Annotated in this window: 13 protein-coding genes and 1 pseudogene; 7 read left to right on the forward strand and 7 right to left on the reverse strand. The window is 39.2% G+C overall.

The window, feature by feature from the left end:
• The first annotated feature begins 265 nt into the window (after positions 1-265).
• Positions 266-2,419, forward strand: a complete 2,154-nt coding sequence (fadB, locus tag ACY3FQ_RS14650) for a fatty acid oxidation complex subunit alpha FadB (RefSeq protein ID WP_004978714.1) — start codon at positions 266-268, stop codon at positions 2,417-2,419.
• Positions 2,420-2,431: 12 nt separating this feature from the next.
• A complete protein-coding gene (gene fadA / locus ACY3FQ_RS14655) occupies positions 2,432-3,604 on the forward strand; it encodes an acetyl-CoA C-acyltransferase FadA (protein ID WP_005006929.1) in 1,173 nt (390 codons plus the stop codon).
• A 52-nt stretch (positions 3,605-3,656) separates the two neighbouring features.
• Here the strand turns inward: fadA and ACY3FQ_RS14660 are convergent, their stop codons facing one another.
• From ACY3FQ_RS14660 to tehB, 3 genes are all read right to left on the reverse strand, one after another.
• Positions 3,657-5,453 (reverse strand): ATP-binding protein, encoded by a 1,797-nt coding sequence (locus ACY3FQ_RS14660; RefSeq protein ID WP_287166782.1) that lies wholly within the window; start codon positions 5,451-5,453, stop codon positions 3,657-3,659.
• Positions 5,450-6,631 (reverse strand): hypothetical protein, encoded by a 1,182-nt coding sequence (locus ACY3FQ_RS14665; RefSeq protein WP_279044886.1) that lies wholly within the window; start codon positions 6,629-6,631, stop codon positions 5,450-5,452. The genes ACY3FQ_RS14660 and ACY3FQ_RS14665 overlap by 4 nt, the downstream gene beginning before the upstream one ends.
• An 84-nt stretch (positions 6,632-6,715) precedes the next feature.
• A complete protein-coding gene (gene tehB, locus ACY3FQ_RS14670; RefSeq protein WP_489774279.1) occupies positions 6,716-7,591 on the reverse strand; it encodes an SAM-dependent methyltransferase TehB in 876 nt (291 codons plus the stop codon).
• A 287-nt stretch (positions 7,592-7,878) separates the two neighbouring features.
• Here tehB and ACY3FQ_RS14675 point away from each other — a divergent pair, with 287 nt between their 5' ends.
• Positions 7,879-8,577 (forward strand): YidX family protein, encoded by a 699-nt coding sequence (locus tag ACY3FQ_RS14675; protein WP_219190263.1) that lies wholly within the window; start codon positions 7,879-7,881, stop codon positions 8,575-8,577.
• Positions 8,578-8,634: 57 nt separating this feature from the next.
• Here the strand turns inward: ACY3FQ_RS14675 and ACY3FQ_RS14680 are convergent, their stop codons facing one another.
• From ACY3FQ_RS14680 to ACY3FQ_RS14690, 3 genes are all read right to left on the reverse strand, one after another.
• The gene (locus ACY3FQ_RS14680; RefSeq protein WP_005400961.1) at positions 8,635-8,907 is read right to left on the reverse strand and encodes a hypothetical protein; all 273 of its coding nucleotides are present in this window, start codon (positions 8,905-8,907) and stop codon (positions 8,635-8,637) included.
• Positions 8,908-9,019: 112 nt separating this feature from the next.
• A complete protein-coding gene (locus ACY3FQ_RS14685) occupies positions 9,020-9,769 on the reverse strand; it encodes a hypothetical protein (RefSeq protein ID WP_279045506.1) in 750 nt (249 codons plus the stop codon).
• A 147-nt stretch (positions 9,770-9,916) separates the two neighbouring features.
• Positions 9,917-10,432, reverse strand: a complete 516-nt coding sequence (locus ACY3FQ_RS14690) for a hypothetical protein (RefSeq protein ID WP_279045508.1) — start codon at positions 10,430-10,432, stop codon at positions 9,917-9,919.
• Between the two features lie 236 nt (positions 10,433-10,668).
• Here ACY3FQ_RS14690 and ACY3FQ_RS14695 point away from each other — a divergent pair, with 236 nt between their 5' ends.
• Positions 10,669-11,352, forward strand: coding sequence for a DsbA family oxidoreductase (locus ACY3FQ_RS14695; RefSeq protein ID WP_279045510.1), 684 nt, complete (start codon positions 10,669-10,671; stop codon positions 11,350-11,352).
• Positions 11,353-11,456: 104 nt separating this feature from the next.
• On the opposite strand, the gene ACY3FQ_RS14700 is transcribed toward ACY3FQ_RS14695, so the two are convergent.
• Complete coding sequence (locus ACY3FQ_RS14700; protein WP_004978694.1) at positions 11,457-11,657, reverse strand: dodecin family protein; 201 nt, start codon at positions 11,655-11,657, stop codon at positions 11,457-11,459.
• Positions 11,658-12,116: 459 nt separating this feature from the next.
• Here ACY3FQ_RS14700 and ACY3FQ_RS14705 point away from each other — a divergent pair, with 459 nt between their 5' ends.
• The 3 genes and pseudogenes from ACY3FQ_RS14705 to ACY3FQ_RS14715 form a co-directional block, all read left to right on the forward strand.
• A complete protein-coding gene (locus ACY3FQ_RS14705) occupies positions 12,117-12,278 on the forward strand; it encodes a hypothetical protein (protein WP_004692748.1) in 162 nt (53 codons plus the stop codon).
• Between the two features lie 275 nt (positions 12,279-12,553).
• The gene (locus tag ACY3FQ_RS14710) at positions 12,554-12,733 is read left to right on the forward strand and encodes a hypothetical protein (RefSeq protein WP_017397192.1); all 180 of its coding nucleotides are present in this window, start codon (positions 12,554-12,556) and stop codon (positions 12,731-12,733) included.
• Positions 12,734-12,743: 10 nt separating this feature from the next.
• Positions 12,744-13,284: pseudogene (locus ACY3FQ_RS14715) on the forward strand (hypothetical protein); the annotation flags it as partial.

Here is a 13,284-nt window from a genome sequence, read left to right on the forward strand (position 1 = left end):
ATTTTTTAATCACTCATCCATAAAAAATCTTAAACGAAACAAAAACTTCACTCTATTTAGGCCGCATTATTCAAAAATACATCACGCAAGCACACGAAATAATTGAATAAAAATAGATGACCCTTGCGTCACGGCTTGATACAACTTGTTATGTTCTTTTTCGATATAGTTATCGTAAGATTGGCGGAGCATAGATGTACGTAGGAATGACGTACTCGCTTCACAACATCAACTTAGAAGTCCTCCAAAATAAAGGAGATCAGGCATGATCCACGCTGGCAATGCCATTACCGTCCAAATGCTTTCGGACGGAATTGCAGAATTCCGCTTTGACTTACAAGGTGAGTCGGTCAACAAATTTAACCGTGCAACGATTGAAGATTTCAAAGCTGCAATTGACGCTGTTAAAGCAAACGGTGACATCAAAGGCTTAATCGTTACTTCGGCTAAATCTACATTTATCGTTGGCGCAGATATTACTGAATTTGGTGCAAACTTCGCTCAAGGCGAACAAGCGATTGTGGATTGGGCATTGCCTGTTCACGACATCTTCAACGCATTTGAAGATTTAGAGATTCCTAAAGTTGCAGCGATCAATGGTATGGCATTGGGCGGCGGCTTTGAAATGTGTCTCGTGTGTGACTATCGTGTGATGTCAGAAGCGGCTCAAGTCGGCCTTCCTGAAATCAAACTGGGCATCTTCCCTGGTTTCGGTGGTACGGTTCGTTTAAGCCGTCTAATTGGTATCGACAATGCAGTTGAATGGATGGCAATGGCTAATCCTAAAAAACCAGCTGCTGCACTAAAAGACGGTGCGGTTGATGCGGTTGTTGCTGCGGACAAACTTCAAGACGCGGCAATTGACTTGGTGAAACAAGCCCTTGCTGGCCGTGTAGACTGGAAAGCAAAACGCCAAGAAAAACTTGACCCAGTTAAATTGAACCCAATCGAACAAATGATGGCGTTCAACTCGGCGAAAGGTGCAGTTCTTGCAAAAGCAAATCCTGCTCAATACCCTGCGCCTAAACTTCTTCTTGACTCATTACAAGCAGGTGCAAGCCTTCCACGTAATGAAGCACTTCAAGCTGAAGCGGCTGGTTTTGCAAAAGCAGCGATTACACCACAAGCAAATGCATTAATTGGTCTATTCATCAATGACCAAGTGGTGAAGAAAACTTCGAAGAAATATGAAAAAGGTGCGCACCCTGTAAACCAAGCGGCTGTATTAGGCGCGGGTATCATGGGTGGTGGTATTGCTTACCAAGCGGCAAGCAAAGGCACACCAATTATCATGAAAGACATTGGTAACCCGCAACTTGCTTTGGGTATGAAAGAAGCCAATGGCTTACTGACCAAACAAGTTGAACGTAAGAAGATGAAACCTGCTCAAATGGGTGAAACTCTTGCGCGCATCCGCCCAACTTTAAGCTATGACGAGTTTAAAGAAGTGGACATCGTGATTGAAGCGGTAACTGAAAATCCAAAAGTAAAAGGCATTGTACTTGCTGAAACTGAGAAGAATGTTCGTGACAACACGATCATTGCTTCAAATACTTCAACCATTTCAATCACACGTTTGGCTGAAAACCTACAACGTCCTGAAAACTTTGTCGGTATGCACTTCTTTAACCCAGTACACATGATGCCATTGGTAGAAGTGATCCGTGGTGAGAAGACTTCGGCTGAAGCGATTGCGACCACTGTGGTTCTTGCTCAGAAAATGGGTAAAACACCAATCGTTGTAAACGACTGCCCAGGTTTCCTTGTAAACCGCGTATTGTTCCCTTACTTTGGTGCGTTTGACCTTCTATTGAAAGACGGTGCTGACTTCCAACAAGTCGACAAAGTCATGGAAAAATTCGGCTGGCCTATGGGTCCTGCTTACCTAATCGACGTTGTTGGTATCGACACGGGCGTTCACGGTGCAGAAGTCATGGCTGAAGGTTTCCCTGACCGTATGAAGCCTGACTTCAAAGGTTCAATCGAAATCATGTACGAAAACAAACGTTTGGGTCAAAAGAACGACGTTGGTTTCTACAAATACGAACTTGACCGTAAAGGCAAAAAAGCCAAAGTGGTTGATCCAACTGCGTATGAGCTTGTTGCTACTGTGGCAACTGCGGAAAAACGCGAGTTTGATGCTCAAGAAATCATTGACCGTATGATGCTTGCTTTCTGTAACGAAACTGTTCGTTGCTTAGAAGACAACATCGTAGCGACTGCTTCTGAAGCAGACATGGCGATGATTATGGGTGTAGGTTTCCCTCCATTCCGTGGTGGTCCATGCCGTTACATCGACCAAACAGGTGTTGCTGAATACGTTGCACTTTGCGACAAATACGCACACTTAGGTAAGGCTTATGAAGCGCCACAAATGTTGCGTGACATGGCTGCTAACAACAAAAAATTCTACGGTTAAGGAGCAACGTGAATGGCTACTTTAAATCCACGTGACGTTGTCATCGTTGATGGCGTACGTTCAGCAATGGGTAAAACCAAAAACGGTATGTTCCGCAATGTACGTGCTGACAGCTTATCGGCTGAATTGGTTCGTGCTTTAGTTGCTCGTAACCAGTTTGACACCAATGAAGTTGAAGACCTGATCTGGGGCTGTGTAAACCAGACTCTAGAACAAGGGATGAACATTGGCCGTAACATTGGTTTATTGGCTGACCTTCCAAAAACTGTGGCAGGTCAAACAGTTAACCGTCTTTGTGGTTCATCTATGCAAGCGCTACACACCGCTGCTGCACAGATTGCGACTAACCAAGGTGATATCTTCATCATCGGTGGTGTAGAGCACATGGGTCACGTCGGCATGATGCACGGCATCGACCTGAACCCAGAAGCATCTAAACACTATGCAAAAGCGTCTAACATGATGGGCTTAACGGCTGAAATGTTAGGTCGTATGAACGGCATTACCCGTGAAGAACAAGATGCGTTCGGTGTGGAATCTCACCGCCGCGCTTGGGCTGCAACGCAAGAAGGTCGTTTCAAAAACGAAATCGTGGGTGTTGAAGGTCATGATGCCAATGGCTTCAAAATCCTTTGCGACATCGACGAAGTGATTCGTCCAGATGCAAACCTTGAAGCATTCAAAGGTTTACGTCCTGTATTTGACCCGAAAGGCGGTACAGTAACAGCTGCGACTTCTTCAGCTTTGTCTGATGGTGCATCTGCAATGTTGTTGATGTCTGCTGAACGTGCTCAAGCTTTAGGTCTTAAGCCACGTGCTGTGATTCGCTCTATGGCGGTTGCAGGCTGTGACGCTGCGATCATGGGTTATGGTCCTGTACCTGCAACTCAAAAAGCGCTTAAACGTGCTGGCTTAAGCATGGCGGATATCCAAACCATCGAGTTAAACGAAGCATTTGCTGCTCAAGGCTTATCAGTGATGAAGGGCTTAGGTGTTTATGAGAAGCAAGACATCATTAACTTAAATGGTGGCGCGATTGCACTGGGTCACCCATTGGGTTGTTCTGGTGCACGTATCACAACGACGTTGTTAAACGTGATGGAACAACAAGATACGCAAATTGGTCTTGCGACCATGTGTATTGGTCTAGGTCAAGGTATTGCAACCATTATCGAACGTGTTTAATTTTTAATTAAACACTAAGATAAAAAGAACCCCGCTTATTGCGGGGTTTTTTCTAGCTTTGTAATTTATTAATGATGGTTGAAAAATCAACATCTATCCAATCTTTATTCCATTCGTCATATACGTCCACAGTTCCTGATTGGGGAAATGGATTCGGCTCAGAGAATTGAACTAAGCTCGGTAAGATAACTGAATCACCTACTATAAATGCTTCTCCTTGACTCAAAATCGGCAACATATCTACCAACGTGTTTGCACTATCAGGTAGTAATGATTTGATATAATTTTGATCTTGGTAATTTGTTAAACGTAAAGCTATAAAATTGCTGCACTGTGAAAGTATGGTATCAGATACCTCGGAAGGTCTTTGGCTAACAACCATAAGACTTATTCCGTATTTTCTTCCTTCTTTAGCAATACGCTCAATAGCTTTACGAGATGCTCTGTAATCAATCTTTTCATCACGTGGCAAATAAATATGAGCTTCTTCGCATACTAAAAGTATTGGAATATCATTTTTAACGTTATGAGTATGTTTAATTTTCGAATAATGAAACGAAAAGTCAAACAGTAGACGAGATACCAAACTTACTACAATGCTGAGAACTTCAAATGGAATAGCTGATAGGTCTAGGATAGAAACGTTCGATCTATCTAAATAACCAATAAATTGTTTTAATATTTTTTCACAGTCATTTGTTTGTAATAAGTTACCTTGTTCATCCTTACTATCTAGTAAAAAATTTAACCTTTTATCAGATAGTTTAGTTTCCAATCTTGATACAAATCTAGTAAATTCACCTTTAAAGCCATCACTTGACGATACTTTTGAATCATTAAAATAGGCAACTTTAGTAGTACCTGATGAAGGGTAGAAGTCTAAATCTTCCCATAAATTTTCATCTATATTTTTTAGATCTTTACGATTTCTAATCGCTAGGAATGTACCACCATCACCCTCATAAGTTGTTAATTTATTTTTATTCCTTATGAAGGTAAGAACCTCAAATATTGAAAAATACAAAGGCGTATCATAGGTAATTTCTTGGAAAGTCGGATTATATTTTTTCTTATTTAAAATCACGGCATTTTTAAATTGTGAAACTTGATTGTGAGAATTAGCTTCATTACTTTCAATAAACAATGACTCAAGTTCTTCAGAATTCATCAACCAATAAGGCAAAAATATTTTATCTACAGTTAAAATGTTCAGATTGAATTGCTGCTCCTCTGCAAGTTTAAAAGCAGATGTATATTCAGCATGTAAATCTAGAATAATAATATGAGCGTTTTTTTTTGCATCAATATTTAAATTATGATTATTTTTAATTTGTACAACGCTTTGTAACAAACTTGCAACTGAACATGATTTACCAGAACCTGTTGAACCAACAATTGCGCTATGTTTAGAAAAAAAGTTGTTCCCATTAATTTTAAATTTTTGATTTTTATTACTTGATAAACTACCAATTTCAAAATTGTAATTTTTGTCATTTGAATAAATTAAGTCCCAATCATTATCATCTAACAAAAATGCTCTTTCAGTCGGGACAGGTAAAACTTTTCCACCTCTAATAAATTTATATTGATCTTCATCCTCATACTCAAGAAAACCTATTGGCATACAAGTAATACTGAATTTCCATAATTCGCCTTCTTCATTGTTAGTGATTGTCCCACCTATATTCTCAATACTACAAATTACAAAGTTATGATTACCATCTTCAATTTTTAATAAATTGCCTACTTGTAAACTATTTTTATTACTCTCAAATATAGTTAAATCATCTATATAGACTGTAATGTTATTAGGCGAACTAAAAAGAACTTGTCCTATTTCTACACTCATACTTCATTCCTAAAACTAAAAAGATATTCAATGTCTTTAAATTCACTAATTAATATTGTTTCGGAAGTAAAATTAATTTCAGAATCCACTAATCCGAAAACTTTACTCTGATGAAAAAAGTCTTTTCTAATTTCAAAACTTTCTTGCTTTATAGTTTGCGCTCTTATATGAAAGTCAGGAGTAATGGTGCTTCTAGATTTTTTTCGTATTAAACAGTCTTTATAAAACCTACCACTTCTCCATACTCCTCCAACCATTCCGTCATTCACCACTATATCTTGATCATCTAACAAGCGAACCAATTCATTAAATTTTTCTCGTTCAATATCAAATATAAAACTAGCAGGTCTATGGGTAGTTTTTTTTAAATATTTACCAACGTACGTATTTATAAATTTAGCAATTTCATTTGCTTCAACAGTATTAAAACCTTTAAAAATAAAGCACCTTGAAAGTGAGTTAGCGCTCATATCTGTTCTAAAATCATCTCTGAGCTTTTTTAATAAAGCATTTCTACTTTTAGTCATCAAAGTCCATTTATTGATAACTACTTTGGATTGTTTAATCAGAAAGTCAAAAATTTCTTGTTGTTTCACCTTTCTTGAGTCATGGTCTTTAATGCTTGATATTTTTTGAATTTTAGCAATTAAATTTGGATAAATTAATCCATCAGCATCATAGCCTTTAAATCTATCCAATCCTTCAATTCTGCTCTTAATCTCATCTTCTAAATCTTCTATCGAACGACCAAAACGTATCACTAAGTGATCTAAAAATTTGTCTTTATCCAAACCCTCTAGATTAAGTTCAGTTATTATTTTTTTCAGAGTTTGATCTTCTGTTTTTAAAATACTTCCAAGATCCTCAACAGAAAGTTTCAAATCCTTTTCTTCCTCACTCGGAACATATATAAATAGTACAAATGATATATCATCGTTTGGACGTTCTAAAAAGGTCTTGATCATTAATATTATTGGCTTATATATCAAACTCAAAGTGAATGACTTAGCTGATTCATGATATTTGCATTGAATAGCTCTAATTGAATTATTAGCATCATATACATCAACGTCTTCAACAATCCCCTCTACGTGAATCGTCCCTGTTGAAGAATCTAAAATTTCCAATATTGTTTTATTAAACTGATAAATAAATCCTTTAATAGTACTATCAGCCACCCTAGAGCTCGGCATTAAAACCCCCTAAAATTTATTCTAAATTAATAATTTATATACCATAAAAGATGAATCATTACACAAATCTTATTCTATTCTCTGTGCCAACAACGTCGCAAAATGCTGCTTAATCCGATTGCCCTGCTCATCGACCCGATGCAGCTCCCCTACATTTTCATTGTATTTCACAATATTCCAACCCTCATACAAAGCACTTAACTCTCCTGCTTTAAACGCAAATGGAAAGTCAGGCTGCGCAGGAATATCATCGGTATCCATCGCACAGACAATCAAATTCAACCCGTTCACTTTGGTAGCTTGCTGCATCTGTGCAATCAAAGGCTTCACCTTTGAGGCTTCTAAAAACATCATCACCACCGTACAACAAATAAAGTCGTATGTACCTGTAATGCTTGGGTCAGCATTTAAATCACGCTGTTGCACATGAATATTTTGAATGCCTTCGGCATCTATAATTTGCTGTAATTTTTGCAAACTTTGCGGATTCACATCCCAAGCATCCACCTCAAAACCCTGCTGGCTTAAGTACAGCGAATTTCGCCCTTGTCCACAGCCGACATCCAAAGCCCGACCACCGTGTAAATACGGCATAGCCGCCAAAATTTCTGAATGCGTGGGTGAAAGCTGATATTTCTTATATTTCTTATTAAAATAATCCTGCGGAGTACAGTAAAACTGTAGTTGACACTCTATGTCGTCGCTGGTCGAAACAATCTTGTGCCATGCTTGAGGCTGAATAAACGGTGGCTGTTGCTCAGCTGTAAACAGATGTTCAGATTGCACTTGACCAGCTTCATCTAAAAAAGCAAAGCTCAGTTCTCCTTGATAAATCTGTAACTTCGCCCACGTACCCGCTTTGGTATTGTGTTTATTTTTAAACCCTTGCGGAATGGTTTGCGCAGTCCACACAGGCAGTTCTTTATAACAAATCAAGTCTTGCATCAGCCTAGTCCCCACCTTGTTATGACGTATTCGCCAGTCCATAATTTTTTATCAAGCGCCTGCATGATCATAGCCAGTTCCTACTCAAATGAACATTCATTCGTTATCTAGAAACAGCAGATGGATAAAAAATAAAATCTGTTGCCACGGCATTGAGCGACTCCTAGAACGTTCATGACTTTAAAATTTTGAGCTTTGGCGACTTTTTGAACATTTTAATGATAGGCTTAAAGACAAGACAATAAAAATTCAGCTTAACTATATTTCAAATGAGTCGGAGTCTATCGATGTTTGCATCACCTTTAAAAACCATCATTTGCTTAGGCGTCATGGGAACATTATTCACAGGCTGTGCCACCAAAACCCTGATGACCAAAGACAATAAAACCTATACCCGTACCAACAAAGTGACCTTAATCGAAGACCAAGTGGTGGCTTTTGGCAAACCTGCTCAGCCTCTGCCGAATTTACCTGCGCATAGTTTAGTGATTGCAGGGCAACAAAAAAGTTATGTCCTTACCCAAGGTGGGCCTCAATTTGTCAGTTTGATTGGGAAACTGGACCCGAAAAATATTCAAGTGACCCGAGAACTAAGTTTCTATTCAGAAAAGAATGATGGTCATTTTACAGGAACACTACCACTGTCTTATGTGAAGCTCAAAGAAGACATCAGCAAAAAAGATCTAGAATTTTTTATTGAAAATGGGGCAAAGGAATGTTCGAGTTCCAGTGATGAACGCATGTTTGCACAGCGTTTCTGTTTTGAGATCAAACTGGCAGGTGTGGTCTACCCTGCCGCGAACAATTTAGCGTCCTTAAAAGCCTTGAGTAAGCCTTATCAGGTGAGCATTTATACCCATCAAGAGGAAAGTTATAAATCGAAGTCAGGCATGAATCCTTTTGAAAAATTAGTGCTGCTACCTTTTGCCGTGGCAATTGATGTGGTCAGCCTGCCGTTCCAAGCTGCCGATAAAATCTTTGATTAATTCAATACAAGCACAGCGCCTAGAACGAATCGAGCGCTGTGCTGTTTTGTGAAGGATTTAAATTAAGAGTTCGCCCATCAACCAAGCCATATACTTTTCTTTATCCATAAAGTCAGGCGCGCTGCCCGTATCTAGACTGAAGTACTGTTGGTTAAACTGAATCACGATTTGTTCGGTGTGATGCCAGTCTTCGATCATTTTGAAATATTGGTTGAAGAAAAAACGATTCTTCCCCCAGTTGCTTAAGCGTTCTAATTTTGGATAGTTTTTATTTTCTACAAACTCACTATACACATGCTGAATATCATCAAAAACGTGTATGGTTCTCATGACTCACCTGCCTGCACTGAAAAGTCGTCATCGTTGTGATGCTTTAATTCTAGCAGCCAATTTTGAACAACAGATGACAGTCCGCTTACAAGACTGTCATCTTTGCACGGTGTTATAACTTCTGTTCCACCTCTTTTTGGGTCTGTTTTTCGACCTGCAGCATCTGGCTATTCAGTGCCAAAATCTCTTTATACAGCGCATTAAACTGCTGTAGTGGTGCATCCTCATAAAACATAAAGGTGTTATTTTTCTTTTCCCATTGGTTATTTTTCAGCACCAAGAAAATTTGATCCGCTTTGGCTAAATTCTGCTGTTCAAGACTAAATAGGCGGGTAGCTTCATGGCTTTTTTCACTGGCTTTCATGCTGTCGGTCAGTTGATGGCGGAACCGCGAAGATATTGCTAAATCTTTGGCCTGAGCAATGGCATCTTTTTGACGTTGTTCAACCTGCTGTGCATAGCTCTCAACAACGGCATGTACATCTTTCAGCATTTGCTCCGTTTCAGCATAATTGTTCTTTTTGTCTTTGTTTAATCGGTCAATATTTAGAAACTGATCCCAATTTAAGGCTTTTAAATCTCGCAGATATTGATTACGCGCTTCGGCATTTTGCAGCATATGACTGAGCACAAACTCCGCCATAATTTGATAGTCACCTGTCAGACGTGGGTCTTTTACATCGACTTGAATTGGTGTGGTCCAATCTTGAGCTTGTTTGTAAATTTGTTCGGTCTTTTCATACAGCACCGTTTCATAGCTTTGTAGCTGCTGCTGCTCTTTTTGTTGTTGAGAATACTGATAAAACATCCAACCAAAAACGGCACTGGTCGCAAGAACTAAAATCAACACGATACGTCGCATGTTCAGCTTCCTCTTCATTTCTTTTCATCATAGCAAATAAAGGCACATGATCAATATTTCAACATGTTATCGATCTTTGAGGATGCTAAGCCCGTACCTTCCCCAAGTGGATGAAGAATGTACTGGCGATAAACGAATTAGGAAGTATTACTTCGCTGGAGCTGTTCTCGGTTGCTGACTATTCTGTTGAATCCCTTGTATAAAATTCCGATCAATCTGCCCAATCGAAATTTGTTCACGGGCAATTTGTACATTGGTCGCATTACGGTCAATGCCAAACGGCTGCAACATGATATACAAGCCTTCAGTTGGATTAGACGACTGCAAACCAGCGGCAATGTTTAAGACATGTTCACGTAACAAAGGAGGCACAGAATTTAGATCTGCAGTGACCGCAGGTGGCAAAATATCGATGTTTTGAGTGATGGTCGGATCTACCACAAAAGACTGCGCATCATCCTGTAACTGTACGATACGGTGCTGCAAGGCTTTACGAATGTTTTCATCCTGTTGATAAGGAATCACGCCCGTTTCAGCACGTAGCTCTGATTCCGCCATGGTTTTAAAAGTCGGTAGACTCACGATCTCACCATTGGCTTGCAGCAAAGTCGGCATAAAAAGAAGAGCGTAACAAAAAACGGGAAGAGAATTTAAAAATTTCATAAAACAATCCCAAACGATAAGAGATATAAAAAGGCATGCTCAAACTGAGCGCCTTCACTCTATTGTATATTTTTCGATCTTTATGCTGCGTAGTTGTCAGATAAACGGTCAAACCCAGAGGGTTCAACTGATTGAATCCATAGCGAAACCGCTTTTTTTAATGGCCCTGCTTTAAATTTTATAACTCATCCCCATCATTTCCTTAGTTGCTCTTTTTACTATTTTTGAGAAATCGCATGCGTGTAGATATTTGGTCAGATGTTGTTTGTCCTTTTTGTTATATTGGCAAAAAACGTTTAGAAGCGGCGGCTGAACAAGCTGGTGTGGAATTGGAAGTGCACTGGCACAGTTTTGAACTGGATCCAGATGCACCAGTACGCCAAGAAATTTCGAACTCAGAACGTCTCGCACTAAAATATGGTCGCACAGTCGCTGAAGTGGAAGAGATGCAACGTAATATTGCCAAAATGGCTGCGGAAGAAGGCATTGAATTTAACTGGGAAAATGCCAACTCAGGCAACAGTTTCAATGCACACCGTATAATTCACCTTGCTCAAAGCCATGGTTTAGGCAATGAAGCTGAAGAAGCCTTTTTCTTTAGCTATATAACGCAAGGTTTACCGATTGGTGAACGTGAAACCATTGAAGATGTGGCCTCTCGTATTGGCTTAAACCCAGTTGAGGTAGATGATGTGCTGGATTCTGACGAATACGCAGATTTCGTGAAGTTTGACCAAGAAGTGGCGCGTGAACAACTGAAAGTAACGGGTGTACCTTTCTTTGTTTTCGATCAACGTGTGGCTTTAGCGGGTGCACAGCCGCGTGAAGTCTTTTTACAAGTCCTTGAAAAAGCACAAATGCCAGCAGAAGAAAATAATGCGGCACAGTGTTCCGATGAGTCTTGTGAAACACCCAAATAATCATAAGGATACTGGTTTCAGACCTTAACTGAGCCCTATCTATAGATGAGAAAATCCCCGACCTGCGGGGATTTTTTTATAGGTTAAAAAAAATGGATTTATGTTTAATCGACCAAGAAACTAATTTTAAGATTGACCCGATATTCTACAATTTGGTTGTCCTTAATCACCACTTTTTGTTCATTGATCCAAGCACCTTGAACATTCTTCACCGTCTCAGTGACTTTTGCGATCCCTGTCTGAATCGCATCTTCAAAACTTTTCGCACTGCTTGAATTGACTTCTACCACTTTTGCAATGGCCATCTGTTTGTCCTCAGCTATTGTTGTTTTTGCCTGTTCATCTTAGGTGAATTTTTAATCAAAAATAGATAACTTAAACATTCCACAGCAAAAACTTACACAGTATGCACAATCAAAAGACTTCAAAATGATGAATATTTAAACAATTAATCATGTAACTCCAAGTCCTTTTTCAGGTCTCATTTCAGACAATAAAGTCCTACTTTCAAGCTTCATTTCAAACTTGAAAATCTAAATTTTCACTTTAAATTTAAACAGCTTAGCACTGGAGTAAAAACTCTATACCAAGCTAGAGCATTTATTCTAATTTATTGTTTTTTAACAATAAATGAACTCACCATTCATCTTTTAATGGCCTAAACCAGCGCTTAAATCGATCATTTTTTGATATTATTCATGCGAAATTTATCTTTTTAAAACTCCCAGTCCCCTTAGTGAGACCTCCTTTTTAGAGGAAATATCATGAACGCTGTTAAATATGCTTTGGCTGTCGCTGTAATGGCTCTTTCTGCAACTGTTTCTGCACAAGTTGTTTTTGTTCCAGATTTTCCTGTAAAAAAACCAGCAGACACTCAAACGGCAACGGCTGATGCTCCTGCAGCTGCACCACATCAAGAAGCGTAATTTGCGCTGACTTGGTCAAAAATAGGCAATGTTGATTGCCTATTTTTTTGCCCAAAATTGCAAAGAACTGACAAAAAATTTCAGCTATGAACCCTCTAGGGCAAAAATATTTAATTCAATCTGTGCTGAAATCGAAATTATCTACATTTTTCACTACCCTTTTCTCGTATCGAGAGCAGAATAATTTTTGCCTATTTATTCTTTTCTAATTATGATCAAACAAGAAGACCCAATTCCAAAACCAATAAATTAAATGCACTCAATAGCACATGCCTATGCAAAATTTACAAGCCCTTATCCAAGGTCGTATTACGCCCCAAGCCATTGACCTTGATCAATTGATTGCGTTTGCACAGCAGTATACGCAGCCGACTTCAGCCGAATATAAATTACTTGAACTGGCCATCAATATGGTTTTGGCAAGCTACTTGGAACAAGCACAAAAACAACTTTAGAGTTCAGCGCATGAAAGCAATCGAAAAAGCACTGCTGATCAAAGAACTGCATCAATTGATTGATGGTTTGGAACATCAACCTCTGTCTTTTTTTGAAATTGCGCGCTCGAAAAAACGCATCCGTGAAATTTTTGCACTCTGTGATGAACCCATTTTTCAAAAACAACTCGAAGCCTATAAGGCGCTGACTCAGCCTCAAACTGCGGCTGAACGCTGGATACAACAAAGCCCCTATCAGCATGCCTACATTGGACTATTTCATTATAAATCTGCTTTAAGCGATGCCTTAAAACAGCAGGCGGCTTTCGCATGGGGTGTTTTGTATAAATCAGGTTTAGGTTGGCAAATTGCTTTTCAAAGCACCCCACCTACACTGTATAGCAGCCCATGGCACATAAAGTTTGAACACGCTTACCAATGGTTTTTGATCCATGTGCAAAGCGTTCAACAGCCCGAGAACGTACCTTTTCTCACAACATCTGAAACATCCATAGAAGTTGCAGAAGTTGCAGAAGTTGCAGAAGTTGCAGAAGTTGCAGAAGTTGCAGAAG

It is taken from the genome of Acinetobacter sp. AB03, from assembly GCF_058107045.1.

What these genes read in the sequence shown, in the direction of transcription:
- tehB (WP_489774279.1), bottom strand. Translation starts at nt 7,591, where the DNA reads ATGCAAGACTTGATTTGTTATAAAGAACTGCCTGTGTGGACTGCGCAA.
- ACY3FQ_RS14710 (WP_017397192.1), top strand. Translation starts at nt 12,554, where the DNA reads ATGCAAAATTTACAAGCCCTTATCCAAGGTCGTATTACGCCCCAAGCC.
- ACY3FQ_RS14675 (WP_219190263.1), top strand. Translation starts at nt 7,879, where the DNA reads ATGTTTGCATCACCTTTAAAAACCATCATTTGCTTAGGCGTCATGGGA.
- fadA (WP_005006929.1), top strand. Translation starts at nt 2,432, where the DNA reads ATGGCTACTTTAAATCCACGTGACGTTGTCATCGTTGATGGCGTACGT.
- fadB (WP_004978714.1), top strand. Translation starts at nt 266, where the DNA reads ATGATCCACGCTGGCAATGCCATTACCGTCCAAATGCTTTCGGACGGA.
- ACY3FQ_RS14705 (WP_004692748.1), top strand. Translation starts at nt 12,117, where the DNA reads ATGAACGCTGTTAAATATGCTTTGGCTGTCGCTGTAATGGCTCTTTCT.
- ACY3FQ_RS14695 (WP_279045510.1), top strand. Translation starts at nt 10,669, where the DNA reads ATGCGTGTAGATATTTGGTCAGATGTTGTTTGTCCTTTTTGTTATATT.
- ACY3FQ_RS14680 (WP_005400961.1), bottom strand. Translation starts at nt 8,907, where the DNA reads ATGAGAACCATACACGTTTTTGATGATATTCAGCATGTGTATAGTGAG.
- ACY3FQ_RS14700 (WP_004978694.1), bottom strand. Translation starts at nt 11,657, where the DNA reads ATGGCCATTGCAAAAGTGGTAGAAGTCAATTCAAGCAGTGCGAAAAGT.
- ACY3FQ_RS14685 (WP_279045506.1), bottom strand. Translation starts at nt 9,769, where the DNA reads ATGCGACGTATCGTGTTGATTTTAGTTCTTGCGACCAGTGCCGTTTTT.
- ACY3FQ_RS14690 (WP_279045508.1), bottom strand. Translation starts at nt 10,432, where the DNA reads ATGAAATTTTTAAATTCTCTTCCCGTTTTTTGTTACGCTCTTCTTTTT.
- ACY3FQ_RS14660 (WP_287166782.1), bottom strand. Translation starts at nt 5,453, where the DNA reads ATGAGTGTAGAAATAGGACAAGTTCTTTTTAGTTCGCCTAATAACATT.